We start from the raw sequence: 22,626 nt of genomic DNA, 5'->3' as shown, positions 1-22,626 counted from the left end.
GACCAGTTCGCCCTTGAGGCGGGCCAGCCGCACCTTGTTGGTCTGCGCCTTGACCACCTCGTTGACCGTGCGCGCCTGCACGAGCGTGGTGCCGCCTGCGGGCAGCCCGGCGGCGAGGTTCGGGGCCGGATCGTCCGACACGCGCACCTTCGCGGCTTTGGCGCTCGTTCCCTCCTTGGGCGGCTCGGAGTTCCTTGCCCAGTCGCGGTCGGCCTTGTCCGGATCGATCGTGCCGTCCGCCTCGGGCGTGATGCGCCCGGCGCGAATGGCCTTGTGTACGGCGGTGTCCGACACCCCACGGTGGCGGGCGTAGGCGCGAATCGACAGTCCCATGGTCTCCATCAAGCATTGGCGCCGTCCCGCTCGGATTCCGCTTGGCTTCGCTCGGGAACAGCGCGTTCATGTCATCACCATCAACGACACCCCGAGGAGAAGCACATGACCGAGCAAGCCGAAAAGGACATCGACCGGCAACTGCAGCAGATCGCGCTGGATCACCTGTTCATCGAACACCCTGGAAACGCGCAACAGCGACAGGCTGGACTTCCACGAGGTCAGCGTCTGGGCCGTCAAGAGCGCCTTGATGGCCGCCTACCAGGCAGGCCGGCAGGCCGCGCGACAGGGCTGAGAAAGCAGCGAAAAGCGCTTGGCTTCTCCAGAGAACAGCGCGTTCATGACAACACCATCAACCACCACGAAGGAGCATCAGATGAGCACCATCCAACTCACCCCCGCCCAGCACGCCATCCTGGCCTACGCCGTCGAGCACACCGGTGGCAAGATCGAGTGGTTCCCCGACAACGTGAAAGGCGGCGCCCGCAAGAAGGTACTGGACGGTCTCTGCAATCGGGCCCTGATCACCACCGACGGCACCGACTGGTCCGTCGCCGCCGAAGGTTACGAAGCCCTGGGGCGCCCGCGTCCCGCGCCGGCCTCGGTGGAGGCAGATGCGGATCTCGAGGCGGAGGTCGCAGCCGCCGAAGCCACCTGGGCACCGCAGCGCGCCGAGACCAAGCCCCGCACCCGCGAGAACAGCAAACAGGCCCAAGTCATCGCGATGCTCCGGCGCCCGGAGGGCGCGACGGTACGCCAGATCTGCGAACTCACCGGCTGGCAGGCGCACACGGTGCGCGGCACCTTCGCCAACGCCTTCAAGAAGAAGTTGGGCCTCACCATCACCTCGGACAAGCCCGAGGACGGCGAGCGCATCTACCGGATCGCGTGATTCGAGCGGAAAGGGAAGCCAAGCAGAAAACGCGATCGAACGCCAGGCCATCCGCCTCGCGGGTGGCTTGCTGGCCCGTCCAGTCCTGCCAGCGCCGCACGATCACGTCCGCATACTTCGGGTCGAGCTCGATCAGCCGCGCCACGCGCCCGGCCTTCTCAGCGGCGATCAAGGTCGTGCCCGAGCCGCCGAAGGGGTCGAGCACCACGTCGCCGGGGCGGCTGGAGTTGCGGATGGCCCGCTCGACCAGATCCACCGGCTTCATGGTCGGGTGCAGATCGTTCTTCGCTGGCTTCTTGATCTGCCAGACGTCGCCCTGGTCGCGGTCGCCGCACCAGTGGCGCGTCGCGCCTTCGGGCCAGCCGTAGAGGATCGGCTCGTACTGGCGCTGGTAGTCCGAGCGGCCCAGCGTGAAGGTGTTCTTGGCCCAGATGATGAAGGTCGACCAGTGCCCGCCGGCGGCGCGGAAGGCCGCTTGCAGCGTGTCCAGTTCGCTGGAGGACATGGCGACGTAGATCGCGCCTCGGGTGTGTGCCATGATCAGCGCCAGCGCGTCGTAGAGGAAATCGTAGAAGCCTTCGCCCAGCGCATCGTTGAGGATGGGGCGGTGTTTGCCGCGCAGCTTGTCCTTCGCGCTGTTGGCGTAGTTCACGTTGTAGGGCGGATCGGTGAAGACCATGTCCGCCCGCTCGCCGTCCGGAAACAGGCGCGCGTAGGCCTCGGCGGTGGTTGCGTCGCCGCAGACCAGGCGGTGCGGCCCGAGTCGCCAGACGTCGCCCGGCCGGGAGACGGGTTCCTCGGGCACGTCGGGCGCGGCGTCGTCCTCCGTCCGGCCCTCGATCTGTGGTTCCTCATCGGCCAGCAGTTCTGCCAGTGCATCGGCGTCGAATCCGGTGAGATCGAGATCGAAGCCATCGTCCTGCAGCGCCTCCAGTTCGATGCGCAGCAGTGCATCGTCCCAGGTCGCGAGTTCCGCGATCCGGTTGTCGGCGAGCACCAGGGCGCGGCGCTGGGTCGGCGTGAGGTGATCGAGCACGACCACCGGCACTGTGGGCAGGCCCAGCTTGCGCGCGGCGGCAAGCCGCCCATGGCCCGGGGCCTGCAAACCGCAAACCCTGCAAACCTCGGTTTGCACCCTGACGCTATCGAAGCGCCGCGCTCGCGCCCCCCGCATGGCTCGGTGCCCAGGAAGGACCCGTGGATGGCTGGGCGGCTTCCTCGACCGTCACCGCTGTCCAGAAGATAGCTGCAATCCTACCCCCGGACCGGCGGATCTGTTGCAGGGGCCAAAGCCTCATTTCGCCGCAGACGCACGCGGATGCACGATCCCACGCGCCAAATCACGCCAAAACACGCAGGCGCGGCGGCATGCGCCCGTGCCAGCGACTTCAGAGCACGGCCTCCAGCCCCTTGCGTTCGATGAGGTCGAGCAGCTTCTGCGAGGGACCGCTGGGCTTCTTGTCGCCCACTTCCCACTTGCGCACGGTCGAGACGCTGGTGTTGAGGACCGATGCCAGCACGGCCTGACTCAAGTGCAGGCGTTCGCGCAAGGCGCGCACTTTGTCGGCATCGAATTCGGGCACCGGCTCCAGGCACAGCGCGTCGTACTTGCGCATCTTGCGCTTGTCGATGAAGCCCAGGCGATGCAGGTCGCGCGCCGTCTCATGAACGGCTTCGAGGATCCGGTCGTCGCGCTTCTTCGTGGCCATCCAAGACGCCCACTTGGCCGGTGCTAGCCACCGAACTGGGCGCCGATATCCCGTGCGCCATGCAGGACGCGCACGATGCTCACTTCATCGTCGGAGGCGCAGAAGAAGATCACGTAGTTGCCGTGGGCGCAGGATCGAATGCCGTCGCCGAGCTCGGGGCGAAGCCGATACGCCTGGGGTGCCGCGGCGATCTTCCTGCATTGCATGCGAAGTTCTGCCATGAAGCTGACGGCCCGGCTCGGATTGTCCTGGGCGATGTAGTCGCCGATTTCCTCGATGTCGCTTGCGGCCAGCGGGGTGATGACGAGCCGGTTCATGTCGTCCGGCGCTTCGCCTGACCCCGATACTTCGCCTCCAGACGATCAAAGACCTCTTCGGCCGGCTGCCCCGGACCACTGGATCGACCGGCTGTGATGGCCGCGCGCAGCTCTTCCAGCTGCAGGGCGTGACGCTGGGCTTGCTCTTCCAGCAAACGCAGGCCTGCGCGAACGACCTCGCTGGCGTTGTTGTAGCGACCGGAGGCGACTTGCTCCTTGATGAACGCCTCGAAATGGGGGCTGAGGGCGACACTCGTCGGCATGGGCTTGTATCCTAACAGTTAATAACTGTTATTGGATTCCTGCAACCCCGTCTTGTCAAGCGAACGGCTGGGCAGGCGGTCCGCTTCTCGGTTGCCGTTGAGCGCGTCCGCCACGATCGAGAGCGCCCGCTGCCACCGCCGCCACGCCGTGGTCCGGTCGCAGCCGAAGCGGGCGCAGATGTCGCGCCAGCGGTGGCGCTCGGCGCGCATCCACACGAGATGCCGTTCCTCTTCCTCCAGCCACAAGACCCAGCGCATGGTCTCGAGCATCCGCTCGACCGTCTCGGGTGCGGGCGGGAAGCGCCGGATCGTGGGTTCGGCCCCCAGCGTCTCCCAGGGCATGCGCCGGATCGCGGGCCAGGTGTTGAAGTAGCCCTGCACGCGCACGGACGGCAAGCGGTGGGCGGTGATGGCCGCCTCCCGGAAGCGTTCGGCCACACGCTCGACGGTCCACTCAGCCATGGCGCGCCTCCCGTGCACCGTAGAGCCGCTCGCCGATTCGGCGGATCAGCTCGCGCTCCACCCAGTCGAGCCGGTCGTCGTCGAGGCAGACGACGAGCAGGCGTTGCTCGCGCCAGCCGCGGCGCTTGACGGCCTCCACGTCCATCGGCTCGGGCTGCAGGCGCCCCAGCGGGCAGCGGTAGCGAGGAGTCGGGATGTCCATCTCACGCCTCCTGCGCCGCGTCGTGGAGCGGGAGGGCCCAGAGCAACAGCGCCAAGGCGTCGGCTTCGTTGTCGTCGGCGGGCTGATAGCCGCGCGCACGCATGGCCACCATCATCTCGTCCTTGCTCGCATTGCCCTTGCCGGTGACGTGCTTCTTGATCGTGCCCACCGGCACGCCCTGGTAGGGGACGCCGTGGTGCTCGCACCAGGCGGTGAGCTGCGCCATGAAACCGCCGTAGGCGTGGGCGGCATCCACTCCGGCGTGGCGGCGGACCTCCTCGAAGTACACCGCATCCAACCCGTCCGCCGATTGCTTGATCTCGGCAAGCCAGCGCTTGAAGCGCAGGTAGCGCATGCCGCCGCCCTCGAAGCGCTGGGGCTTGAAGGACTCCGAGCCGCTGGTGATGGAGCCGTCACGGCCGAGCACCGCCCAGCCGGTCCGGGTGCCGAGGTCGAGGCTCAGGATGGCCGTGCCCGGTTCACGATCCCGACCGTCGATGCCGGGCAGACCCCTTCGGGTCGGGGGAGAGGACACGACGTGGTCCTCTCCCCCCGAAGGGGGGAGGGAGTTTTCGCCAACTGGGAAATCCCCGAAAGGTAAGTAAAAACATGGTGTTAGCTCAGTTGGCAAATTGGCAGGCGTTGCCAACTGCCAACTTGCCGACTGATCTGTAATGCATTGATTTTTTTGATTTTCCAGTTGGCAGACGTTTGCCAACTGAATCCAGTTGGCAAAATTCGGGTTCCAGTTGGCAGAATTTTTGCCAACTTGCCTGCGCGTGTTCATGCGTCCTCCTGCGGGTCGATGAAGTCGTCTTGGTAAACCCACACCTCGGGGTTCTCGACCGGCAATGCGGCCCCCGATTGCGGGCATTTGAAGTGGGTAGGTAATACCGGTAGCTCGCGCAGCGGCACTTCGCCGGTGTCGGGATCGGGCTCGCCCGCCGGTATGCGCAGCACCATGCCCTCGACGCACAGGTAGCCGTACTTGGTGCGGCCGATGCGTGGCAGGCCATAGTCCTGTGCGTTGCGGAAGTACTTGATGTAACCCTGGGTCGAAAGCGCAGAGAGGCGCTCGCGGATGGTGCGCTCGCCGCCCAGACCGGCCTTGCCTTCGAAGGATTCGGCGAACTGGTTGGCGGTGTAGCAGCGCCCCTGGGCCGCCTCGTCGAACAGGATCTGCAGGATGGCGTCGCGCTTGCGCCGGCGCTCGGCATCGAGGCGCTCGCCATAGTCCCTCATCACCAGCCGCGCGTTGGCATCCACCTCCCGCCACTCGCCCTGGATCTTGTCCACGTGCATCGACGGGATGGCGGCACCGTTGCGCAGCTCGAAGAAGAGCTGGCGCGTGGTTCGCGTTTCGTCCGGTCGAAACAGCAGCATGCCGGTGGTGTAGTAACCGCGCAGGCTGCCGGCCCCGGCCAGCGCCTGGAACGGGTCCTCCTCGAACTGCTTCTTGCCGAGTTTTTTGGTGTGGTGGGCCAGCACGATGCCGGCGTCCGGGTTCACCGCATCGCGCAGGCGTTCGACCCGCTGCGACAGGAAGTAGAGCATCGCCGCGTTGTCGTTCTCGCCGCCGGACTCCCCGCCGTCGAAGACGTTGCGGATGGGGTCGATGGCGATGATGTCCGGCAGCTCGTCGCCGAAGGCCTGCTTGATCGCGGGGATGACCTGGGCGAGGCCGGCGTCGTCCAGGATCAGCCGCAGCTGCGGCGTGGCGACGAAGTTGACGCGCGCTTCACCGATGCGACTGGGCGGTAGGCGGATCTCCTTCACACGCTCGCGCAGGTAGTGGTACTGCACCTCGGCTTGCAGATAGAACACCCGCAGCGGGCGCGGCGGCGTCATGGCGAGGAAGGTGGCGCCCGCCGCCATGTGCGTGAGCCATGCGAGCAGAAAGTCACTCTTGCCGACCTTGGGCGCACCGCCGAATACCAGCAGGCCGCCGGGTGTGAGCACGCGCGGTGCGATGAGATCGGGCGGCAACGGCGAGTCGTCGTCGAGCAGCGCACCCAGGGTGAAGGTCGGCAGTGTCGGCGCCGCCCCCTTGACGACCCTGCGCTCGCCCTCACGAATGAAGGTGGCGCAGTCGAAGCCCTCGGCCACGGCATCGGCCGCGTCCCACTTGTCCGGTTTATCCATGGGCGGCACGAGGATGGCGATCGACGCCGCGCCCGCCGTCACGCAGGCACGGGCGGCGTTCTCCGCGTAGTCCCAGCCCGGGACGTCGCGATCCGGCCAGACCAGCACGTGCTTGCCCGCGAGCGGCGTCCAGTCGGTCTTGTCGATCGGCGCCCGCGCGCCGTTCATGGCCGTGGTCGCCGTGATGCCCGTCCCGATCAGGGCGCAAGCCGCCTTCTCGCCCTCGACCAGCACCACGTCACGCGCATTGGCCACGGCCGGCAGGTTGTAGAGCGGACGCGGATCGGGGGCGCGCCACATGCGGGCGCGCACGTCCCAGGGGCGGTACTCCTTGCCGGTGGGCGGGTCGTAGCGGTAGACGCAGGCGATCAGTCTGCCATCCGCCGTGAGGTAGTCCCACTTGGCGGTATAAGGGCCGAGTTCGTCGACGGGGGCGCTGCGGGCATTCGATCGCTCCGGGGTGTGACCGATGGATGGTGCAAGCCCGAGCCATTGACGGATTTCCTCCGCGATCCGGGGGAAGTCGTGCCGGGCGGAGAGTCCACGGGAACGGGCCCACAGATCGATGACGTCGCCGCCTTCGTCGGTCGCAAAATCCTTCCACAGCCCACGCCGTTCACCATCGAGCTCGACCACCAGGCTCTTGCCGCGATTGCCGTCGATATCGCCGACATAGAATTTACCGCCGCGGATGCGGCCCTGCGGGAACAGGTAGAGCAGCACCGCCTCCAGGCGCTCGAGCAGGCCTCGGCGCAGCGAATCGGTATCGGGGAGTGCCATTCCCTGCTGTTCGGGTGCGTCGTTGTAGTCGAGCCAAATGACGTCTGCCATCAAGCCGACCCCCAACACCGGTCCTGCCAAGGGCACGACTTGCATGTGACATGGGTCGGCGTAGTGGCGTGCCGGGGCAGCAGCTCGCCCGCCTCGGTGGCGGTGATGACGCGCACGGCCCGATCCGACATGCGCTGCGCGAGCCCGCCATCGAACGGTACGAGTTCGAACCAGATCTCCTCGCTGTCCTTGTTGATGGCGGTGAACAGCGCGGGATTGCTCGCGATGCCCGGCACGGCGCCTTCCATGTAGGCCTGGTAGACGGCAATCTGCGCGGCATAGATCGGCTTGGCACGTGTCACGCCCTGCTTGACGGTCTCGCGCCAGGACTTGTCGTTCATCGTCTTGCACTCCCACAGCGCGGGATAAGCAAGCTCGATGTCGGCAGGGCCGGCGGCGAGAATCCCGTCGACGTGTCCTTGGATGCGGCCGCCGGCGACGGAAAAACCAAACTGCCCGCCGTCCGCCTTGCGTGTGTAGAGATCGAAGCCGGCGAGGCGCAGCCAGCGGATCGCCAGATCCTCCAGGGCATGGCCGACCTCGAACACCCGCAACACCCGCCCGGGCAGCTCGCGCCCCGGATCGACCGCGGCCTGGGCGTACTCGTACTGCAGGGCGCGCTCGCAGGCCACGCCGAGCCGGGAGGCACCGAGGTAGGTCCGAGATACCTGTGCTGCCCGTTCACGCGCCAGCGCTTCGTCGATGACAGCGTTGACGCGCTCGTGGAACCTGGGGCGGTGGTTGTAATCGAGCATCACCGCCTCCTCAAAACGGCACATCGTCGGGCGTGCGCTCCCGCAGGTTGTCGAAGTAGGCGGTGAGCACCACATCGACCAGTTGCAGGACCTCTTCCCGGGTGTAGCTCGCGAGCGACCGGTCCATGCCGGTGGACGCCACGTACTCGCCGAGCGAGGGCAGGACCGCCTCCATCGCGGCCTTCTCGTTATGGGTGGGATCGATCACGACACCGCCTCCCGCCTTCAGTCGTTGCAGATGAATGTCCTGGCAGCGCATGGAGCAGAAGCGCTTGAACAGGCGCTTGCCGTCCGGCGCACGCGAGCCGTTCCTCGGCGACAGCCAGCAGAAGCCGCGTCCCTCTCGTCCGCAGATCGCGCATATCACGCCGCCCTCCGGTGTTCGTCGTTGGCTGCCAGCACGAGGCGATGGATCGACGACTTGTTGAACTGGAACGCGAGCAGCGCCGAGGCCTGGTAGCGGGTGAGCCCGAAGTCGGCGCGCATGGCCTGCGGCAGGTAGCGCAGCTGCTTCTCGGTGGGCGGTTCGTTGAGCCAGCGGCGGGTCTTGTGGGCGGTGTCGAGGGACTCGTTGTCGTTGAGCCAGTCGTCCGCCTTGGCCATGCAGACGCTGCGGTCGCCGACCGCCAGCAGACGGGGCGGAAGACTCCGGCCGCCACCGACCGCGTGCCAGCGCCCGTTGAGGAAGAAGATGCCGCCCCAGGCTTGGAGGCCGGTGGCCATCAAGGCATCGTCGCAGCCGAAGAGATCGCACCAGCGGAAGTTGGAGCGCTTGAGCAGGTCGATCTCCGTCATGACGAAGTCGTCCATGGCTTCCGCCTGCTCGGCCGGATCAATGGTCCACTCGAAGCCGCACAGTGGGCATTCGCGGCAGCCGAGCGGGACCAATGCCTCGCAGGAGGGGCACTCCTTGGTGGGCGCCTGCCCCTGGTGCTGGTGGCCGTCCAGGTTGGCCTCCTGCTCCAGCGAGCCGTGCATGAGGGTCGCGGTGCCGAAGTCGAGGACGATGCAGTCGGTCTTGACCACGCCGGGATGCTCGGTCGGATCGATAGTCCGCAGCCCACGACCGATCATCTGGGTCAGCGTCGACTTGTGCGAGCTCGGGCGCAGCAGCACCACGCAGGAGGTGGGCGTGTAGTCGTAGCCTTCGGTCAGCACCGCCACGTTGACCACGACCTGGGCATCGCCGGTCTCGTACTCGGCCAGGCGGGTTGCGCGCTCGGCATCCGACAACTCGCCGTGAATCAGTACGGCGCGGATGCCTGCGGCGACGAACGCCTCGGCCACGCACTGCGCGTGCGCCACGGTCGAGCAGAACACGATGGTCTTGCGCTCACCTGCCTTCTCGCGCCAGTGGCGGATCACCGCGTCGGTGATCGGCGTCTTGTTGAGGATCGCCTCCACCTCGGTCATGTCGAAGTCGGTGGCTGTGCGACGCACCTGGGCGAGGGCCGATTGCGCGCCGACATCGATGACGAAGGTGCGCGGCGGCACCAGATGGCCAGAGGCGATGAGCTCGCCCAGGGTGATCTGGTCGGCCACGTTGCTGAAGACCTCCCGCAGCCCCTTGCCGTCGCTGCGTGCGGGCGTGGCCGTGGCGCCGAAGATCAGCGCCCTGGGGTTGCGCGACAGCACGCGATCGATCACGCGCCGATAGGACTTTGATGCGGCATGGTGCGCCTCGTCGACCACCAGCAGATCGAGCGTGGGCATCGCGTCGAGATGCGCGTCGCGTGAGAGCGTCTGCACCATCGCGAAGGTGGCGCGCCCGGCCCAGGACTTCTCCTTGGCATCGAACACCGAGGTCGCGACGCCCGGATTGACCCGGCCGAACTTCTCCCGGTTCTGGGCGGTGAGCTCATCGCGGTGCGCGAGGATGCAGGCCTTCGCGTCGGGCTCCTCCAACACGCCGCCGGCGACCGCCGACAGCATGATGGTCTTGCCGGAGCCGGTCGGGCCGATGGCCAGGGTGTTGCCGTGCAGGTAGAGCGCGGCGAGCGAGCGCTCCACCAGCAGGGCCTGACGGGGACGAAGCATCATGCCCGCAGCCCCCCTTACTGCGCCCAGCTCGGGCGGCCCGTGACCGGAGCGCGACCCGTAGCCTGGGCATAGGCGTTCGGGGTGGTGGTCGACGGCACCGGTGCACGCGCTGCCCCCATCAATGCGGCGTAGTCCTTGTGATCGGGCTGGATCGCCTGCTTGATGACTGCCTTGTCCTGGCCGTTCTGGTCCTTCTCCCAATCGACCTTGCCGAGGAACTCGATGCCGTCGAGGTCGGCGAACCCGGCGATGCGCCGGGCGTTCTGGGCCTGGGGACTGGCGTCGCCCGGATGGACGCCGCGCGCGGAGTTCAGGATCGCCTTGACGAAGGCGCGGCCCATATTGGCCCACTCGGGGCCCTTGGGGCTATGGAGGCCGATCAGCGACCACATCTTGCGGCGGGCGTACTCGCCCTCCATCACGACGAACTCGCAGTTGAGGTACACCGAACCGGTGTTGTCGTTGCGGGTGGCGTAGCCGCCGGTCCAGCCCCGGCTCGCATCGTCGAAGCCGCCGGGGCGGATGGTCATGCGCACGCGCACCAGCGTGCCCTTGGGGATCAGGTCGAACGAAGACTGCTCGTTGGCATCGTTGAAATCGAAATAACTCATGGTCGTGGCTCCTTATTGCTGTACGGGTTCGGAAGGCGCGGGGCGCGCGAAGTCGAGGCGTTCGAGGGCGGGGCGCGCGGGGCCGGCGATCTTGGCCATCAGCCGGCCAAGATGCGGCTCCTCGATCTGGTCCAGGCGGCCGGAGCGGTCCTTGGCGGGGTAGCCCCAGGGATTGAGCGTGTGGCAGACGAAGGCGCGGTAGGCGGTGCCGTCGTCGGCCTTGAGCTCGGCCAGCGTCACCACCTCGTCGACGATGCCGGGCAGCTCGAGCCCGGTCTTGGAGCCGTCGATCTGCAGCTGGAAGACGCGGCGATTGAAGTCGTCGAGACGCTCGTCGAGGATGCCGACGAACCACACGTTCTTGCCCCGGGTGTGCTGTAGGTGGGTGAGCCAGGCGATCATCTCCTGGCCCATCAGGCCGTAAGCGCCGCGTGTGTCCGGCTTGCCGGTCTTCTCCGAGTAGGCCTGCGGCTGGCCCTTGCACCACTGCAGGCACAGACGCCCGGCGACGGTGATCGAGTCGACGAACACGGTGTCGTAGCGATCGAGCACGGTCGGGTCGCCGAAGCGCGCGCAGACGGCATCGAAGTGGGCCTGGCTGAAGGGCTGGTCCTCGCGCAGCGCCGGGTTCGGACCGCCGATGAACACCGCGAAGTCGCGGCACTCCTGCCAGGTGCGCGGGCGGATGGTGTCGCCGGCCCACCCCTCGACGGCGAGGTCGCCCGCCTCGAGGTCGAAGAACAAGGTGGACTCGGGCACCAGGGTCCAGAGCTGCGAGGTCTTGCCGATGCCGCTCTTGCCGACCAGCACGCCCTTGACGCCGCGCTTCTCGGCCAGGCGCTGGTCGGCGGAGATGATGGGAAGGGTCATGAGCGGCCTCCTTTGTCGGCGAAGGCGTCTCCGATCCGGTGCGCGCCGAGTGCGCCGTTTTTGCGGGCGAGGTCGTAGAGCTCCCGCAGAGCGTTCATGCGGCGGCTGATGGGCCGGACCTCGTTTTCGAGGGCGATGACGGCGAAGGCGATCTGGTCCAGGGTGGCGCTTTCGAGCGGCATCTCGATACCATCCACGCGGACCGTGGCCGGCAACTCGTCCAGCAGGTAGGGATGCTTGTTCTTCAGCTTCTCGAGCAAAGTGCGGTTCTTGAACATGGCGGTCACTCCTTCATCAGGGCGAGGCGGAAGCCGGGCTTGCCGGTCTTGAGCGTGCGTGCGGGCGCGAAGGCGCTCTTCAGCGACTCCGGCCAGGCGTTGAACTTGGTTTCCGAGACGCGATAGCTGATCTCGACGTACTCGGCCGGGTCCTCGCCGCCGTTGGCGATGCGGCGAACGACCTCGGCAAGGCGCCGCTGATCCCACTCGACCCGCTTGGGTAGGTCGGCAGTGACGCGCACGTGGCCGTCATCGAAATGCACGATGCCGGTGTCCTTGCCGGCGGCCAGGCGCAGGGCATGGGCGCGGTCGGCGTATTTCAGTTCGAGTGCCCGGTCGATGTGCTCGACGATGGCGCGGGCCACCGAGAGCAGATCGGCGGCATCGTTCTTCAGCTGGAACAGCGCCTCGCTTTGCAGCGCGGCCAGCTCGCCGGCCGGCGTGGCGAGAACCTGGTCGGGGGTGAGGCGGCTCATGCGACACCTCCCGCGCCGACGCGCTCGGAGGTGCTCTTGCGCAGGCACTCCGCCTCGTAGGACTCGACGTCCTCGACGCGGTAGAGCACGCGGCCTTGGATCTTCAGAAAGACCGGCCCGATCCCTTCGGAGCGCCAGCGTTCCAAGGTGGCTTCGCTGACGCCCCAACGGTCGGCCAGTTGGCGTTGGTTGAGGTGTTTGATACTCACGTTTTTCTCCTTTCGGGTGATTGCGAAAACGTGAGGTCAGTGTCGGATTCGTGATGTGCGGGCGTCCGCCACCGCCATGTACGGGCGGATGTACGGGCGCGGCCGAAACGGGGAAATACGGGCCACAGAAAACAAAAAACCGCCCGAAGGCGGTCATGCGGAACAGGGACGGGAAGATGCTGGGGTCAGTCGAGCAGGAACCCGTACTTGCCCTTCTCGGGGTTGGCGATGTAGTCCTCCCACTCGGTGTTGCCGCTGAAGAGGTTCTGCATGCGCTGGCTGCGGGCGGTTTTCTTGTCCGGGTATGCGGCCCCCAAGATTTCGCCGGCTGGCAACAGCCAACGGTCGTTCATTGCCTGCTCGTACATGTAGCGGACGGCCGCCGCTTGGCGTTCGCCCTTGATCACCCAGGGCTTGTTGCTCTTGCTGCGGATGGTGAGCGTGTTGGTGTACTCGTCGAAGTGGACCGGTAGGAGCGGGCGAAGCATCCCGTCCGCAGGCGTCGCCAGGATGCGATGGAGCAGGTCCATGTCCACGGTGGGTGTTGTCACGTAGTCGACGAGTACCTGGCGCACCGCCGCGAATCGGTAGTTCCTGGGGGGACGCACGAACTCGGGCAATGGCTGTCCCGACGTCAGGATCAGGCCTTGATCCGGCAGGGTCGGGGAATGGAAGTGCCGGAAGATGTCTTCAACCGATTGCGCGAGGCCGCGCGCGAACCAGACGTCAGTGTGTGCCGGGCCGACCCGAGCTTTGCCGAGATTCCAGAGCACTCCATCAATTGAGGGCGAGTCGATCCCTTTGCGCAGCGCCTTCGGAATGTCGAGCAGGTCGGCGACCACGCCGAGAAACGCGGTGGGGCGAACGGCATAGACTGCCGCTTCCGCGGCTTCGAGGAATTTCAGCCGGAAGGTTTCCGGGCAGCGATACCGGTACCGGGATGGATCGTCGTCTTCCTCCAGTTCGACGGGAACGTGTTCGTCGCGGCATGGCGCCGGGTAGGAGCCGGAGTACCCGATGCATTCGAGCCACGCATCCCGCTCCTTGGGCGGCATCCGCGTCATACGTGCGAGGTCCCAGCCAGGGACGCCGTGTAGGCGTTGTCCCTCGACATCGACGAGCGGCTGCCGAGATCGCTCGAACAGGTCGATCAGGTCAAGCAGCGACTTCGTCGACAGGCGCTTCGACGACATCGCCGATCTCCTTGACCAGCTGCCATTTGGCGAGCAGCCGATCGCACAGCGCGCGGTCCTTCTCGCGCTTGGTCTTGATGTTGCACTTGTTGTCGTCGCGCAGGATCACGGAGATCGTTCGCGCCCGCTCCCGCCCGACCTTCTTCAAACGGATCGACAATCTGGCGTAGGTCAGGCGGTGATGGCGGAAGTCGAAGGATGGGCCGATCAGCGACTTCGCGGCCGTGTGGATGTCGTCGGGGTCCTTGGCCCAGATCTTCACCAATAGCGAGCGGTGGTTTGAGTCCGAGTAGCCGAGCTCGGCCACCTTGACCGAGGCGACGTTTTCGCCTGAGAGGTCGAAGCTGCGCGGCGCCGCGAGGCTTTGGTAGTCGTACTGCTTGAGCGGGATCCTCTCGCCCGAGAAGGGAGACTGCAGCAGACAGTCCGCAGCGATACGCGCCAGCGCCTCGCGCCCGTCGGTCTCCCTGGACAGCACCTCCAGGTGGCCGTTGGCCGGCTCGTAGGTAATGTGGGAGGATACGGCGCGAACCACTTCCTGGGCCACCAACTCGCTCGCCTGCACGCAGTCGATGATCTCGGGCGGGCGGTTGTTGTGGACGCTGATCTGGTACAGATCGACGTCCTCGCCGGTCTGCGAGTTCGGCCGCAGCCGCTTGAAGATCTGAATGGCGACGTCGTCCTTGGCGCAACCGAGCTGCCGCGCCACGTTCTCGTGGAACGCCTCCTTCGCCTTCTCATCAGTGGCCATGACGAGAGCCTTCGGCGCGACGAAGCCCGAGTAGCACGTGACGCTCTGGCGGAACACGTCGGCCTGCCGGGCATCCAGCGCTTCCTTGAAGATCTCGGCGGCGTTCGCGTACAGCCACAAGGCACGTTCGTATTGGTCGCGCAAGGCATCGAAAGCTTCACGATCCGCATCATCGAAGATGCCGTCCCGGAATCCGTCGACGACATCCTGACCTGCACCGTCAGTCAACAGGATGATCTTCTCGGCGACCTCCTCGATCCTCTGCCGCTCCAGTACGGGCAAGGCGGCCAGCACAGCCTCCATGACTTGGCGATGTTCCGTCTTGGTCTTCTTCTTTTCGAGTTCTGGCATGACGAGCCCGAACTCCTCCGCCATGAAGGCGCGAAACAGCTCGGGCTTCAGGTGCCCGAGCAGCTTGGCCAAGTTTTCAGCATCGTTCATTCGTTCTTGTTCTCCCATGTGACGAAGAATCCTTTCCGGGCGTCAGTGCCGGCCGCTCAATCTTGCTTCGCGGTGAAGAGGGCGAGCCGCTTATTGATCTCGGCATTCGGCAGCCGTGTCCGCGGGTCGTCCAGCATGCCGCGCAGCGCCTTGGCGAGCGTGGGCTTGCGCACGATGCGGTGCTCGGCAAACCGGTCGATGACCCACAAGACGCCGTGCACCTCGAGGTGCTCTTCGTCGGCGAGGGCACGCATGCGCTTGTCACCCGTCAGCAACGGCCAGTCGTTCGTCACGGCCAGGGTGACGGCAAGGCAGTCGTGGAGGGTGAGCTTGGGCCGGGCCGTCTGATAAGTGACGGCCCGGGCCATGCCTTCCGCATCCAGGGACTCGACCCGCAGGCCCAACCCCTTGAGCTGCTCCCGATCGATCTCACCGAGATCGATGAGCTCGTCCTCGTACAGGGCGTCGGGTACCGCAAACTCGAACGGCAGCTTGAAGAGCGCCTCGAGGAGGGACCATTTCGCCAGCTCAATCAGAATCGAGGCGTCGCTCACCAATACCCGCACGATAGGTCACTCCGCGGGTCCTGACATGATCCGGCTCACCTCGCCCGTGCTCGTGCGCAGCAGCTCTGCGGCTTTGGGAAGCGAGATGATGTCCTCAGCAAGGGCGCGGAGCACCAGGCGCTGGAAGCGCCGGGGTTCCTCGTTTTCCGGGAGCGGCTCGGGCTCGGCCTTGCGCCAGGTGCGGCCGATGCCGCGAAACACGGCCTGCAAGGTCCCCTCGGTGATGACGCCGAGATCGCGCAGCCGGACGATCAGGGCGGCGGCGCTGACGCCGTACATGCGCTTGATCTCGATGATCTCGGCATAGCCGAAGGCATGGCGGCGCTGCCCGACCTCGAACAGCAGGTCCTCCCGGGGCATCAAGAGGGCGCTGGCGAAGCGCTGGCACGCTTTCTCCTCGTCCAGGTCGCCGTCGATGGCCATCACCATATGGCCGAGCTCGTGAGCCAGGGTGAAGCGCCGGCGTTCCACCGATTTCGCCACCGAACCCACGATGACCGGTACCTTCTCCTGGCCCGGCCGCGCCACCCGGCAGGTCAGTCCGTCGACCGAGAGCGGGAAGTCGAGCTTGAGCACCTTGATGCCGTGCTCTTCGAGCAGCTCGGTAACGTTGGGGATCGCGTCGCCACCCAGGTTCCAGGCCTTGCGGACGCTCTCGGCGGCGGTCTCCGCATCATCGAGGTCGGAGACCTTGAAGGGAGCCCCTTCGGGCTTGTCCCACACATGGCTGCCGATCTCCAGCAGGTCTTCGACGAGCAGGTAGCGGTCGAGGCTGTCCAGGACGGCGGCTTCCACCATGGCGCGCTCCTGGGCCCGGGTCGCAGCGGTCTTGCGAAACTCCACCCCCTCGAGGCGGATCTCCGAGGGGCTGAACAGGTAGCTCAGCGGGACGCCGAGCGCCTTGGCGAGTTTCAGGGCGGTCGCCGAACCGGGCAGCATCTCGTTGCGCTCATAGCGGCCGATCGCCTGGGCACTGACCGCATGGTTGATGGCATCGGCCAGTCCCCGAAGGGACAGGCCGGAGCGCTTGCGGGCCAGTTTCAGTCTTTCGCCAAACATTGGGGAGCGTCCTCTTTTGTTTACAGTTTACGTATGAAGCTTTGTTTCGTAAACATCGCCAATTCTGTTCGCTTGGCGCAACCCGATCCCGCGAACTCCTTCGCACCAGCCCCCATCGGTCCGCACCGGCCCGAAACTCCCTGATGGCCGAGGTCACGGCCTGACCGGACAATCTCGTCATCGAGCGAGTTGGACGTTCAGGACCGATACCGATGTGCACGATCAACCACCTACCACCCGAACGGATGACGCCGGAGCAGCGCCGGCAAGAGGTCGCGTCCTTGCTGGCGCGCGGCCTCGTCCGACTGCGCGACGCCGCGGTCGCGCAGTCCGCAGGTCACCCCACGGAGAGCGAGTTTGAGCTTGGCTTCTCCGGCCGGAAGCAGCCTCATAGCCACCCCGTCAACAACACTTTGGAGGAGGCTCCATGAAGGCAAGCACCGTCCCACCCACCCCGCCGAGCGTCGCCGCCCGGATCGCCGGGCTCCCGGATCTCTCGATAGAGGAAATGAGGGCGCTTTGGCGAGAACTCTTCGGCAGCGACAACCCGACGCCCAATCGCCAGTTCATGGAGCGGCGGATCGCGTACAAGCTGCAAGAGATCGAGTTCCGCAAGGTCGATCCCAGCCTCTTGGAGCGCAACAAGCGGCGCATCAAGGCCCTGGTGGAGACCGGCAAGGCGCGCAAGCTCGATCGCGACATCCGGCTGATGCCCGGTACCGTGCTCACCCGGGAGTACCAGGGGATCGAGCACCGGGTGACGGTCGCCCAGGACGGACAGTATGAGTTCGAGGGCAGGCGCTACCCGAGCCTGTCCATGATCGCCCGCGAGATCACCGGCACCCGCTGGTCCGGGCCGCTCTTCTTCGGCGTGAAGGCACCGGCCAAGGCGAAGAATCCGAAGAAGCAGGGAGGTCGGCGATGAACGAAGCCCTGAAGCGCCGCCTGCGCTGCGCCGTCTACACTCGGAAGTCCACCGACGAGGGGCTCGACCAGGAGTACAACTCCATCGACGCCCAGCGTGACGCCGGCCACGCCTACATCGCCAGCCAGCGCGCGGAGGGCTGGATTCCGGTGGCCGACGACTACGACGATCCCGCCTTCTCCGGTGGCAACATGGACCGGCCGGCGCTCAAGCGGCTGCTGGCCGACATCGAGGCCGGCAGGATCGACATCGTGGTGGTCTACAAGATCGATCGCCTGACGCGATCGCTGACTGACTTCTCGCGAATGATCGACGTCTTCGAGCGCCACGGGGTCTCCTTCGTCTCGGTCACCCAGCAGTTCAACACCACCACCTCGATGGGGCGGTTGACGCTCAACATCCTGCTCTCCTTCGCGCAGTTCGAGCGCGAGGTTACCGGCGAGCGCATCCGCGACAAGATCGCCGCCAGCAAGCGCAAGGGCATGTGGATGGGTGGCGTGCCGCCGCTCGGCTACGACGTCGAGAACCGGCGGTTGGTGCCCAACGAGCGCGAGGCCAAGATCGTCCGCCACATCTTCCAGCGCTTCGTCGAGCTCGGGTCCTCGACCCTGCTCGTGAAGGAGCTGCGCCTCGACGGCGTGACCTCCAAGGCCTGGACTACCCAAGACGGGCGGGTGCGCGATGGCAAGCCCATCGACAAGAGCCTCGTCTACAAGATCCTCAACAACCGCGTCTACCTGGGCGAGATCCGCCATCGCGATCAGTGGTATCCGGGCGAACACCCGCCCGTCGTCGAGCGCAGGCTGTGGGATGCCGCCCAGGCGATCCTCGCGCAGAACTCGCGTGTGCGAGGCAACAACACCCGCGCCCGGGTGCCGTTCCTGCTCAAGGGGATCGTCGTGGGGATCGATGGCCGGGCGCTCACGCCCTGGTCCACGCGCAAGAAGAACGGACGTATCTACCGCTATTACCTGCCGACGCGGGAGAACAAGGAGCACGCCGGCGCCTCCGGGCTGCCGCGCCTGCCGGCCGGTGAACTGGAGGCCGCCGTGCTGGAGCAGATGCGCCGGGTGCTGCGCGCCCCGGCCATGGTCGCCGGGGTGGCCGAGCGCGCCGCCCGGCTCGATCCCTCCCTGGACGAGGCCCAGGTCACGGTGGCCATGACCCGGCTGGATGCGATCTGGGATCAGCTCTTTCCGGCCGAGCAACAACGCATCGTGCGGCTCCTCATCGACAAGGTGGTCGTCTCGCCGAACGACATCGAGGTGCGGTTCCGGCCCAACGGCATCGAGGTGCTCGCCCTGGAGCTGCGCCCCGAGACCACCCCGGAATCCCTTGAGGAGGCCGTGGCATGACAAATTCGTCGGGAACGAATTTGGACAGCCGCAAGGCTGGTCCCGTAGGGACGGGCTCCAGGGATGGAGCCCGCAGCGAAATCTTGATCGACAAGACCGGTCAGCCAGAGGTGATCACCGCGAGCGACGGCAGCCTCACCGTCACCGTGCCGATCCGGATCAAGCGCCGTGGCAGCCGCAAGGCCGTGGCCCTGCCGGACGGCAGCGCCGTCCAGCCCCGTCCCTGGGACGACACGCCGACGCCGATCCAGCTCGCGCTCGCCCGCGGCCACCGTTGGCTGGCGATGGTGGAGTCCGGCGAGGCGCGCACGCTATCCGAGGTGGCCGAGCGCGAGGGGATGGATCGGGCCTATGTGAGCCGGATGGTGAACCTCACCACCCTGGCGCCGGACATCGTCGCCGCCATCCTCGACGAGACCCTGCCGCCGGAGGTGACCCTGTTCGATCTGGCGTCGGGGACGCCACTGCTATGGGACGAGCAGCGGGCCATCATCAATCCCTGATTACCGTCGCACGTGCATCCTTCGGGTTGGATTACTTGTCGAGAGACCAGCCTGACGCCTTGATCAGCTGCAGAACCCGTCCAACTTCCGATGAGGCCGGAGTCGTGTCGATGGACGGAAAGAGTTCTTTCAGCATGTCGCCGAAGGTCAGTATCTCGATGGGGTTGCCGCCGAGATTCTCGCGGAACGTCGCGTTGTCCTGCCACGCCGCTCGGCTGCCCACGACTTTCGTGACGGCCGTGATGTAGGTGAACGAGGACGAACCCGTCAGTTCGGCGACCATCGTCCTGAACGCTGCGGCCCACTTCTCCCTGGTCAGTTCGCGAAACCCGCGCCAGGCCTCACGCCCCGAGACCACCTTGTTCTTGGCGATCGCATCGACCCAGTATTCGGGACGAAAGCCACCCTGCCAGCTCTTGCAGCTCACGACCATCACCCGACGCGCGCCGTCGAGTCGCGGATGGATGCCGATCACGTCGATGTCGCTATGCACGGCATCCTGGCGGGTGTCGTACTCCACATGATCGCCGGCAGGTCGAAACTTGATGTTGTGCCGGGTGAAGTACCCTTTGTGCTGCAGGTACTCGTCCACCATTTGTTCGAGGATGTCCTCTTTCATGCCTGTCCGCCCTCGCGATCGATCCGTTGGCTGGCAAATCCCTCGAACTCAGGCCGGAGGCGGCACTGCAGAAATGCCTCGAGGAGGTTGAGGACGTGGACACCGAGCGACGCATCGAGGATGAAGTTCACCCGATCGGTGTGCTCCCTGATCCAGCCGGGGACGTTCGTTTCGTTCAGGCCGGCGACGCCGATGCGCTCGCCGTGTTTGATCAAGGAGGCTGCCAGAGTGCTCTTCGCGCTGCCGGCGTTGTAGTGTTGAGCCGTGTAGCGAGCAGCGCTGTTGGGGCCGACCTTCCCGACCTTCAGCACATGAGGCCCAAACGAGAAGACGTACACCGCCATGGTGCCGGGCGGTAATGTCTTGGGCGGCACGTGCGGCGCAGGGCACCGCTCGATCGCGATGGCATCAAGCGCCAACGAGACGCCAGCCATGCCGGCGACACGGTGAAAATCCTCCAAGAGCAGATCGGGATTCCAGGTCATCGGCCCGATTCCTCGCCGCTCGACATCCACCCGTTTCCGGCAAGCCATGTTTGCGGAAATGCAGCACCTTGCTGGAGCGCGTCCAGCGGGAATGACAGGAAGGCACGCAGACCGGCAACGACCTCGGAAAGCTGAAGCTCGTCCAAGGCATTCTTCCTCAAGAATGCTTGCCACTGAGTCTGCTTCTGCCGATCCTGCGCGAATTCGTCGCTCAATCCGAAAGGGACGCCATCCGGCAGCGGTGTCCTGCGGCGCTCGAAGGTGGCGTGGATCGCCTTGCACAGGAGCGCGCCGTCGAAGTCGGTGTAGCGCGACAAGATCCAGAGATCGAAGTAATCCTTCATGCGGCTGTTGGCGATGCCGAGCGACACCAGTGCCTCCAGCTTCTCGGCGACAACCGTGTAGCGGGGGTAGGCGCGCAGCTTCGGGGCTGGCATGTCCGGCAGCATTACCGGGTAGTCGACGGCCTCGGGGCCGGGCGTCACGGCGTCGCCGAAACCCACGTCGACCTGCACGTGGCATCGGGCACCGTCCAACAGGCCGATCAGCGTGACCCGGACACCGGAGTAGTTGGCTTCCTTGCGGATCTCCTCCGCGTGTACCGAGTCAGGCTGGAAGCGTATGCCGTCGTCCAGTTCCACCGTACAGATGTCCCGAAACGCCGCCTCGACATGCGGGATCTCGGCCGAGCCGAAGCCCAGCAGATCGGCGTCGCGTGTCGGACGATGCGGGATGTCGAACCACAAGTCGAACAGCAGCGCACCTTTCAGCAGGAACTGGTCGGCGTGGGGGGAGATGCTGAGCCGGTAAAGCAGGCGCTCAAGCGCATAGCGGGTCAAGATCAGATTGAAGTCTTGCCGGGTCTCGCGGGCGCGGTTGAGCAGGCGGGCGCGCACCGAGGCGGCCATGTTGCGCTGGTTCATGACAGGCTTTCCATGTAGGGGCGCATCACATTGGCCACACGGCACAGCGCAGCAAAACGCCAAAGTTCATCCATGCTGACGCGCTTGGCACGCCAGGACTCCTGTAGCGCCTCCAGCGCGACATCGAGGCCGATCTTGTTGCGGAACTTGAAGCAGTCAGCCACGGTCCGGGCGACGTTGGTCACGCGCACCGGCACACCATCGATGAGGTGCTCCTCGACCCCCTCCGTCAGCGCGGCGCCAGAGAAGCGCACGATGCGCAGCGGGGGATAGTCCATCTTTGGCGCGCGTGCCTTGTTGGGAATTGCCAGCCAGACCTCGAACGGCGACTGTGTGGTGAGTTCATGTAGGCGCAGTGCCGACAGCAGGCAGACGATGGCTTGCGGGTGCTTGCGTGCCACCTCGGAGAGTGCGCCGTGTTCCGAGACGGCCCGGTCCGGAATTGCGTACAGGCCCCGTCCCACGCGCTGGAGCAGCCCTTGCCGCACCAGCCGCGTGAGGGCGATCGTGGGCAGCCCACGCTCATTGAGATCGCGTGGGCGAATAAGGCCGCGCTGGGCGGCAAGATCCAGAATGCTCTGGTGCGAACTGTCCATGTCGTCATAATGTTGCGAAACGTCGGTAGCTGTCAAGAAGTACCGACAAAACACAACGGCCATGGTTTCCTTTGCCTGCCGATGCCGCAATCCAACCGTTTGATTCGTCAGCACGTAACCCATTGATCTGTATAGGTCCACGTTGCGGCCTCTGCGGACTTCGGCCCTTAGCCGGCGAGCGAGGCTGGAGAGAAGAATGGCCAGGAGAGAGCGAAATGGGGCCGAGATGGGCGAGACGACCGGAGGAAGGAAGTCCGCAGGAATCCGCAGGAGTCCCCGCGAACACGCGGGAGCGCGCAAGAAAAAAGGCCAACAGCGAACTGTTGACCTTTGTGTATTGGTGGCGGAACACGGAACCGAACCCGCGCCCACTTCTCGCGCAGGATCGAAACGCCTTGGCCTTGAGGGTGCGAGTTCGATGCATCGCACCGCCCCCTTGGTTCTCACGGATGAGCCGGTTGATCAGGTAGAGCACCCGTCGGTGGTTGATGGGCCACCTGATCTGTGGCCGATACCGTATCGGTGGCGACCAGATAGGCTGTCAAGCCGACCTCTGTGAGTAAGTATTCGACGTGCGTCGGCAAATAGCACTTGATGGCGTAGCCGCGGGTAACGAGCGCTGTCAACACCGCCTGCCTGGCAGCTCCCCTGATGTACGAAGGCAACGGTTCGAGCGCTCGGCTCGGGCGCGACGCCGCCAGTCGGACAGCTTCGTACTGGGCCGCTGTCAACCGATGGGCATTGGTCATGGTGGGTGATCCCGAATGTAGACGAGACCTGGCCTTGCGTTGGCGATATATCGCGTGATATAAAGCCAACC

Annotated in this window: 32 protein-coding genes and 1 pseudogene; 6 read left to right on the top strand and 27 right to left on the bottom strand. The window is 65.7% G+C overall.

Going from position 1 to position 22,626, the window contains the following annotated elements; all coding sequences use genetic code 11:
* Nucleotides 1-342 (bottom strand): annotated as a pseudogene (locus Z164_RS0119270) (elements of external origin); the annotation flags it as partial.
* Nucleotides 343-399: 57 nt separating this feature from the next.
* Nucleotides 400-573, bottom strand: coding sequence for a hypothetical protein (locus Z164_RS22890; RefSeq protein WP_160170704.1), 174 nt, complete (start codon nt 571-573; stop codon nt 400-402).
* On the opposite strand from Z164_RS22890, the gene Z164_RS23745 reads away from it, so the two are divergent.
* Nucleotides 539-628: a DUF6900 domain-containing protein gene (locus Z164_RS23745; protein WP_425477249.1), complete on the top strand. Its 90-nt coding sequence runs from the start codon at nt 539-541 to the stop codon at nt 626-628. The genes Z164_RS22890 and Z164_RS23745 overlap by 35 nt on opposite strands.
* A gap of 81 nt (nt 629-709) precedes the next feature.
* Nucleotides 710-1,225, top strand: coding sequence for a DUF3489 domain-containing protein (locus tag Z164_RS0119260; protein WP_024892273.1), 516 nt, complete (start codon nt 710-712; stop codon nt 1,223-1,225).
* Here the strand turns inward: Z164_RS0119260 and Z164_RS0119255 are convergent.
* From Z164_RS0119255 to Z164_RS0119160, 20 genes are all read right to left on the bottom strand, one after another.
* On the bottom strand, nt 1,176-2,360 hold the full coding sequence (locus Z164_RS0119255; RefSeq protein ID WP_236621834.1) for a DNA methyltransferase: 1,185 nt from the start codon (nt 2,358-2,360) through the stop codon (nt 1,176-1,178). The two genes, Z164_RS0119260 and Z164_RS0119255, sit on opposite strands and share 50 nt — an antisense overlap.
* Before the next feature lie 253 nt (nt 2,361-2,613).
* Nucleotides 2,614-2,934, bottom strand: a complete 321-nt coding sequence (locus tag Z164_RS0119250) for a helix-turn-helix domain-containing protein (protein ID WP_024892271.1) — start codon at nt 2,932-2,934, stop codon at nt 2,614-2,616.
* A 23-nt stretch (nt 2,935-2,957) separates the two neighbouring features.
* Entirely contained in the window at nt 2,958-3,251 is a 294-nt protein-coding gene (locus Z164_RS0119245) for a type II toxin-antitoxin system RelE/ParE family toxin (protein WP_024892270.1), read from the bottom strand.
* Complete coding sequence (locus Z164_RS0119240) at nt 3,248-3,514, bottom strand: type II toxin-antitoxin system ParD family antitoxin (RefSeq protein ID WP_024892269.1); 267 nt, start codon at nt 3,512-3,514, stop codon at nt 3,248-3,250. Before Z164_RS0119240 ends, Z164_RS0119245 begins: the two co-directional genes overlap by 4 nt.
* A gap of 18 nt (nt 3,515-3,532) precedes the next feature.
* The gene (locus Z164_RS0119235; RefSeq protein ID WP_024892268.1) at nt 3,533-3,976 is read right to left on the bottom strand and encodes a DUF6362 family protein; all 444 of its coding nucleotides are present in this window, start codon (nt 3,974-3,976) and stop codon (nt 3,533-3,535) included.
* Entirely contained in the window at nt 3,969-4,178 is a 210-nt protein-coding gene (locus Z164_RS0119230; protein WP_024892267.1) for a hypothetical protein, read from the bottom strand. Before Z164_RS0119230 ends, Z164_RS0119235 begins: the two co-directional genes overlap by 8 nt.
* 1 nt (nt 4,179) lies before the next feature.
* Complete coding sequence (locus Z164_RS21060; RefSeq protein ID WP_236621833.1) at nt 4,180-4,713, bottom strand: crossover junction endodeoxyribonuclease RuvC; 534 nt, start codon at nt 4,711-4,713, stop codon at nt 4,180-4,182.
* A 248-nt stretch (nt 4,714-4,961) separates the two neighbouring features.
* A complete protein-coding gene (locus Z164_RS0119220) occupies nt 4,962-7,151 on the bottom strand; it encodes an AAA family ATPase (protein ID WP_024892265.1) in 2,190 nt (729 codons plus the stop codon).
* On the bottom strand, nt 7,151-7,906 hold the full coding sequence (locus tag Z164_RS0119215; protein WP_024892264.1) for a hypothetical protein: 756 nt from the start codon (nt 7,904-7,906) through the stop codon (nt 7,151-7,153). Before Z164_RS0119215 ends, Z164_RS0119220 begins: the two co-directional genes overlap by 1 nt.
* 10 nt (nt 7,907-7,916) lie before the next feature.
* The gene (locus Z164_RS21055) at nt 7,917-8,273 is read right to left on the bottom strand and encodes a DUF6511 domain-containing protein (RefSeq protein WP_052338529.1); all 357 of its coding nucleotides are present in this window, start codon (nt 8,271-8,273) and stop codon (nt 7,917-7,919) included.
* Nucleotides 8,270-9,946 (bottom strand): DEAD/DEAH box helicase, encoded by a 1,677-nt coding sequence (locus tag Z164_RS0119205; RefSeq protein ID WP_024892263.1) that lies wholly within the window; start codon nt 9,944-9,946, stop codon nt 8,270-8,272. Before Z164_RS0119205 ends, Z164_RS21055 begins: the two co-directional genes overlap by 4 nt.
* Nucleotides 9,947-9,960: 14 nt before the next feature.
* A complete protein-coding gene (locus tag Z164_RS0119200; RefSeq protein ID WP_024892262.1) occupies nt 9,961-10,557 on the bottom strand; it encodes a hypothetical protein in 597 nt (198 codons plus the stop codon).
* A 12-nt stretch (nt 10,558-10,569) separates the two neighbouring features.
* Complete coding sequence (locus Z164_RS0119195; protein ID WP_024892261.1) at nt 10,570-11,427, bottom strand: ATP-binding protein; 858 nt, start codon at nt 11,425-11,427, stop codon at nt 10,570-10,572.
* Nucleotides 11,424-11,705, bottom strand: coding sequence for a hypothetical protein (locus tag Z164_RS0119190; protein WP_024892260.1), 282 nt, complete (start codon nt 11,703-11,705; stop codon nt 11,424-11,426). The genes Z164_RS0119195 and Z164_RS0119190 overlap by 4 nt, the downstream gene beginning before the upstream one ends.
* A gap of 5 nt (nt 11,706-11,710) precedes the next feature.
* The gene (locus Z164_RS0119185; RefSeq protein WP_024892259.1) at nt 11,711-12,181 is read right to left on the bottom strand and encodes a hypothetical protein; all 471 of its coding nucleotides are present in this window, start codon (nt 12,179-12,181) and stop codon (nt 11,711-11,713) included.
* Nucleotides 12,178-12,390: a helix-turn-helix transcriptional regulator gene (locus tag Z164_RS0119180; protein ID WP_024892258.1), complete on the bottom strand. Its 213-nt coding sequence runs from the start codon at nt 12,388-12,390 to the stop codon at nt 12,178-12,180. The genes Z164_RS0119185 and Z164_RS0119180 overlap by 4 nt, the downstream gene beginning before the upstream one ends.
* A 185-nt stretch (nt 12,391-12,575) precedes the next feature.
* Nucleotides 12,576-13,583 (bottom strand): hypothetical protein, encoded by a 1,008-nt coding sequence (locus Z164_RS0119175; protein ID WP_024892257.1) that lies wholly within the window; start codon nt 13,581-13,583, stop codon nt 12,576-12,578.
* Nucleotides 13,546-14,757, bottom strand: a complete 1,212-nt coding sequence (locus tag Z164_RS0119170) for a hypothetical protein (protein ID WP_201769619.1) — start codon at nt 14,755-14,757, stop codon at nt 13,546-13,548. Before Z164_RS0119170 ends, Z164_RS0119175 begins: the two co-directional genes overlap by 38 nt.
* Before the next feature lie 74 nt (nt 14,758-14,831).
* Complete coding sequence (locus Z164_RS0119165; protein ID WP_024892255.1) at nt 14,832-15,341, bottom strand: PIN domain-containing protein; 510 nt, start codon at nt 15,339-15,341, stop codon at nt 14,832-14,834.
* A gap of 6 nt (nt 15,342-15,347) precedes the next feature.
* On the bottom strand, nt 15,348-16,400 hold the full coding sequence (locus Z164_RS0119160; RefSeq protein ID WP_024892254.1) for a helix-turn-helix domain-containing protein: 1,053 nt from the start codon (nt 16,398-16,400) through the stop codon (nt 15,348-15,350).
* 212 nt (nt 16,401-16,612) lie between these two features.
* Here Z164_RS0119160 and Z164_RS0119155 point away from each other — a divergent pair, with 212 nt between their 5' ends.
* The 4 genes from Z164_RS0119155 (at nt 16,613) to Z164_RS0119140 (ending at nt 19,183) form a co-directional block, all read left to right on the top strand.
* Nucleotides 16,613-16,831 (top strand): helix-turn-helix domain-containing protein, encoded by a 219-nt coding sequence (locus Z164_RS0119155; protein WP_024892253.1) that lies wholly within the window; start codon nt 16,613-16,615, stop codon nt 16,829-16,831.
* Nucleotides 16,828-17,325 carry a DUF2924 domain-containing protein gene (locus Z164_RS0119150; RefSeq protein ID WP_024892252.1) on the top strand — a complete coding sequence of 166 codons (498 nt, stop codon included), beginning with the start codon at nt 16,828-16,830 and terminating at the stop codon, nt 17,323-17,325. Before Z164_RS0119155 ends, Z164_RS0119150 begins: the two co-directional genes overlap by 4 nt.
* Nucleotides 17,322-18,680, top strand: coding sequence for a recombinase family protein (locus Z164_RS0119145; protein WP_024892251.1), 1,359 nt, complete (start codon nt 17,322-17,324; stop codon nt 18,678-18,680). The genes Z164_RS0119150 and Z164_RS0119145 overlap by 4 nt, the downstream gene beginning before the upstream one ends.
* A gap of 83 nt (nt 18,681-18,763) precedes the next feature.
* Nucleotides 18,764-19,183, top strand: coding sequence for a LacI family transcriptional regulator (locus tag Z164_RS0119140; RefSeq protein WP_236621832.1), 420 nt, complete (start codon nt 18,764-18,766; stop codon nt 19,181-19,183).
* Nucleotides 19,184-19,214: 31 nt separating this feature from the next.
* On the opposite strand, the gene Z164_RS0119135 is transcribed toward Z164_RS0119140, so the two are convergent.
* The 5 genes from Z164_RS0119135 to Z164_RS22695 form a co-directional block, all read right to left on the bottom strand.
* Nucleotides 19,215-19,802, bottom strand: a complete 588-nt coding sequence (locus Z164_RS0119135; RefSeq protein WP_024892249.1) for an NERD domain-containing protein — start codon at nt 19,800-19,802, stop codon at nt 19,215-19,217.
* Nucleotides 19,799-20,287, bottom strand: coding sequence for a hypothetical protein (locus tag Z164_RS0119130; protein ID WP_024892248.1), 489 nt, complete (start codon nt 20,285-20,287; stop codon nt 19,799-19,801). The genes Z164_RS0119135 and Z164_RS0119130 overlap by 4 nt, the downstream gene beginning before the upstream one ends.
* Nucleotides 20,284-21,210, bottom strand: coding sequence for a nucleotidyl transferase AbiEii/AbiGii toxin family protein (locus Z164_RS0119125; RefSeq protein ID WP_185974921.1), 927 nt, complete (start codon nt 21,208-21,210; stop codon nt 20,284-20,286). Before Z164_RS0119125 ends, Z164_RS0119130 begins: the two co-directional genes overlap by 4 nt.
* A complete protein-coding gene (locus Z164_RS0119120; protein WP_236621831.1) occupies nt 21,207-21,929 on the bottom strand; it encodes a type IV toxin-antitoxin system AbiEi family antitoxin domain-containing protein in 723 nt (240 codons plus the stop codon). The genes Z164_RS0119125 and Z164_RS0119120 overlap by 4 nt, the downstream gene beginning before the upstream one ends.
* A 320-nt stretch (nt 21,930-22,249) precedes the next feature.
* Entirely contained in the window at nt 22,250-22,555 is a 306-nt protein-coding gene (locus Z164_RS22695; RefSeq protein ID WP_152541062.1) for a hypothetical protein, read from the bottom strand.
* Between the last annotated feature and the right edge of the window lie 71 nt (nt 22,556-22,626).

Origin of the sequence: Luteimonas huabeiensis HB2, assembly GCF_000559025.1 — a bacterium.
Classification (GTDB): Bacteria; Pseudomonadota; Gammaproteobacteria; order Xanthomonadales; family Xanthomonadaceae; genus Luteimonas; species Luteimonas huabeiensis.
This window is presented reverse-complemented; position numbering and strand designations above follow the sequence as displayed.

Coding starts and splice junctions, on each gene's coding strand:
- Z164_RS0119260 (WP_024892273.1), top strand. CDS start 710: ATGAGCACCATCCAACTCACCCCCGCCCAGCACGCCATCCTGGCCTAC.
- Z164_RS0119250 (WP_024892271.1), bottom strand. CDS start 2,934: ATGGCCACGAAGAAGCGCGACGACCGGATCCTCGAAGCCGTTCATGAG.
- Z164_RS0119245 (WP_024892270.1), bottom strand. CDS start 3,251: ATGAACCGGCTCGTCATCACCCCGCTGGCCGCAAGCGACATCGAGGAA.
- Z164_RS0119240 (WP_024892269.1), bottom strand. CDS start 3,514: ATGCCGACGAGTGTCGCCCTCAGCCCCCATTTCGAGGCGTTCATCAAG.
- Z164_RS0119235 (WP_024892268.1), bottom strand. CDS start 3,976: ATGGCTGAGTGGACCGTCGAGCGTGTGGCCGAACGCTTCCGGGAGGCG.
- Z164_RS0119230 (WP_024892267.1), bottom strand. CDS start 4,178: ATGGACATCCCGACTCCTCGCTACCGCTGCCCGCTGGGGCGCCTGCAG.
- Z164_RS0119220 (WP_024892265.1), bottom strand. CDS start 7,151: ATGGCAGACGTCATTTGGCTCGACTACAACGACGCACCCGAACAGCAG.
- Z164_RS0119215 (WP_024892264.1), bottom strand. CDS start 7,906: ATGCTCGATTACAACCACCGCCCCAGGTTCCACGAGCGCGTCAACGCT.
- Z164_RS0119205 (WP_024892263.1), bottom strand. CDS start 9,946: ATGATGCTTCGTCCCCGTCAGGCCCTGCTGGTGGAGCGCTCGCTCGCC.
- Z164_RS0119200 (WP_024892262.1), bottom strand. CDS start 10,557: ATGAGTTATTTCGATTTCAACGATGCCAACGAGCAGTCTTCGTTCGAC.
- Z164_RS0119195 (WP_024892261.1), bottom strand. CDS start 11,427: ATGACCCTTCCCATCATCTCCGCCGACCAGCGCCTGGCCGAGAAGCGC.
- Z164_RS0119190 (WP_024892260.1), bottom strand. CDS start 11,705: ATGTTCAAGAACCGCACTTTGCTCGAGAAGCTGAAGAACAAGCATCCC.
- Z164_RS0119185 (WP_024892259.1), bottom strand. CDS start 12,181: ATGAGCCGCCTCACCCCCGACCAGGTTCTCGCCACGCCGGCCGGCGAG.
- Z164_RS0119175 (WP_024892257.1), bottom strand. CDS start 13,583: ATGTCGTCGAAGCGCCTGTCGACGAAGTCGCTGCTTGACCTGATCGAC.
- Z164_RS0119160 (WP_024892254.1), bottom strand. CDS start 16,400: ATGTTTGGCGAAAGACTGAAACTGGCCCGCAAGCGCTCCGGCCTGTCC.
- Z164_RS0119155 (WP_024892253.1), top strand. CDS start 16,613: ATGTGCACGATCAACCACCTACCACCCGAACGGATGACGCCGGAGCAG.
- Z164_RS0119150 (WP_024892252.1), top strand. CDS start 16,828: ATGAAGGCAAGCACCGTCCCACCCACCCCGCCGAGCGTCGCCGCCCGG.
- Z164_RS0119145 (WP_024892251.1), top strand. CDS start 17,322: ATGAACGAAGCCCTGAAGCGCCGCCTGCGCTGCGCCGTCTACACTCGG.
- Z164_RS0119135 (WP_024892249.1), bottom strand. CDS start 19,802: ATGAAAGAGGACATCCTCGAACAAATGGTGGACGAGTACCTGCAGCAC.
- Z164_RS0119130 (WP_024892248.1), bottom strand. CDS start 20,287: ATGACCTGGAATCCCGATCTGCTCTTGGAGGATTTTCACCGTGTCGCC.
- Z164_RS0119125 (WP_185974921.1), bottom strand. CDS start 21,210: ATGAACCAGCGCAACATGGCCGCCTCGGTGCGCGCCCGCCTGCTCAAC.
- Z164_RS0119120 (WP_236621831.1), bottom strand. CDS start 21,929: ATGGGTTACGTGCTGACGAATCAAACGGTTGGATTGCGGCATCGGCAG.
- Z164_RS22695 (WP_152541062.1), bottom strand. CDS start 22,555: ATGACCAATGCCCATCGGTTGACAGCGGCCCAGTACGAAGCTGTCCGA.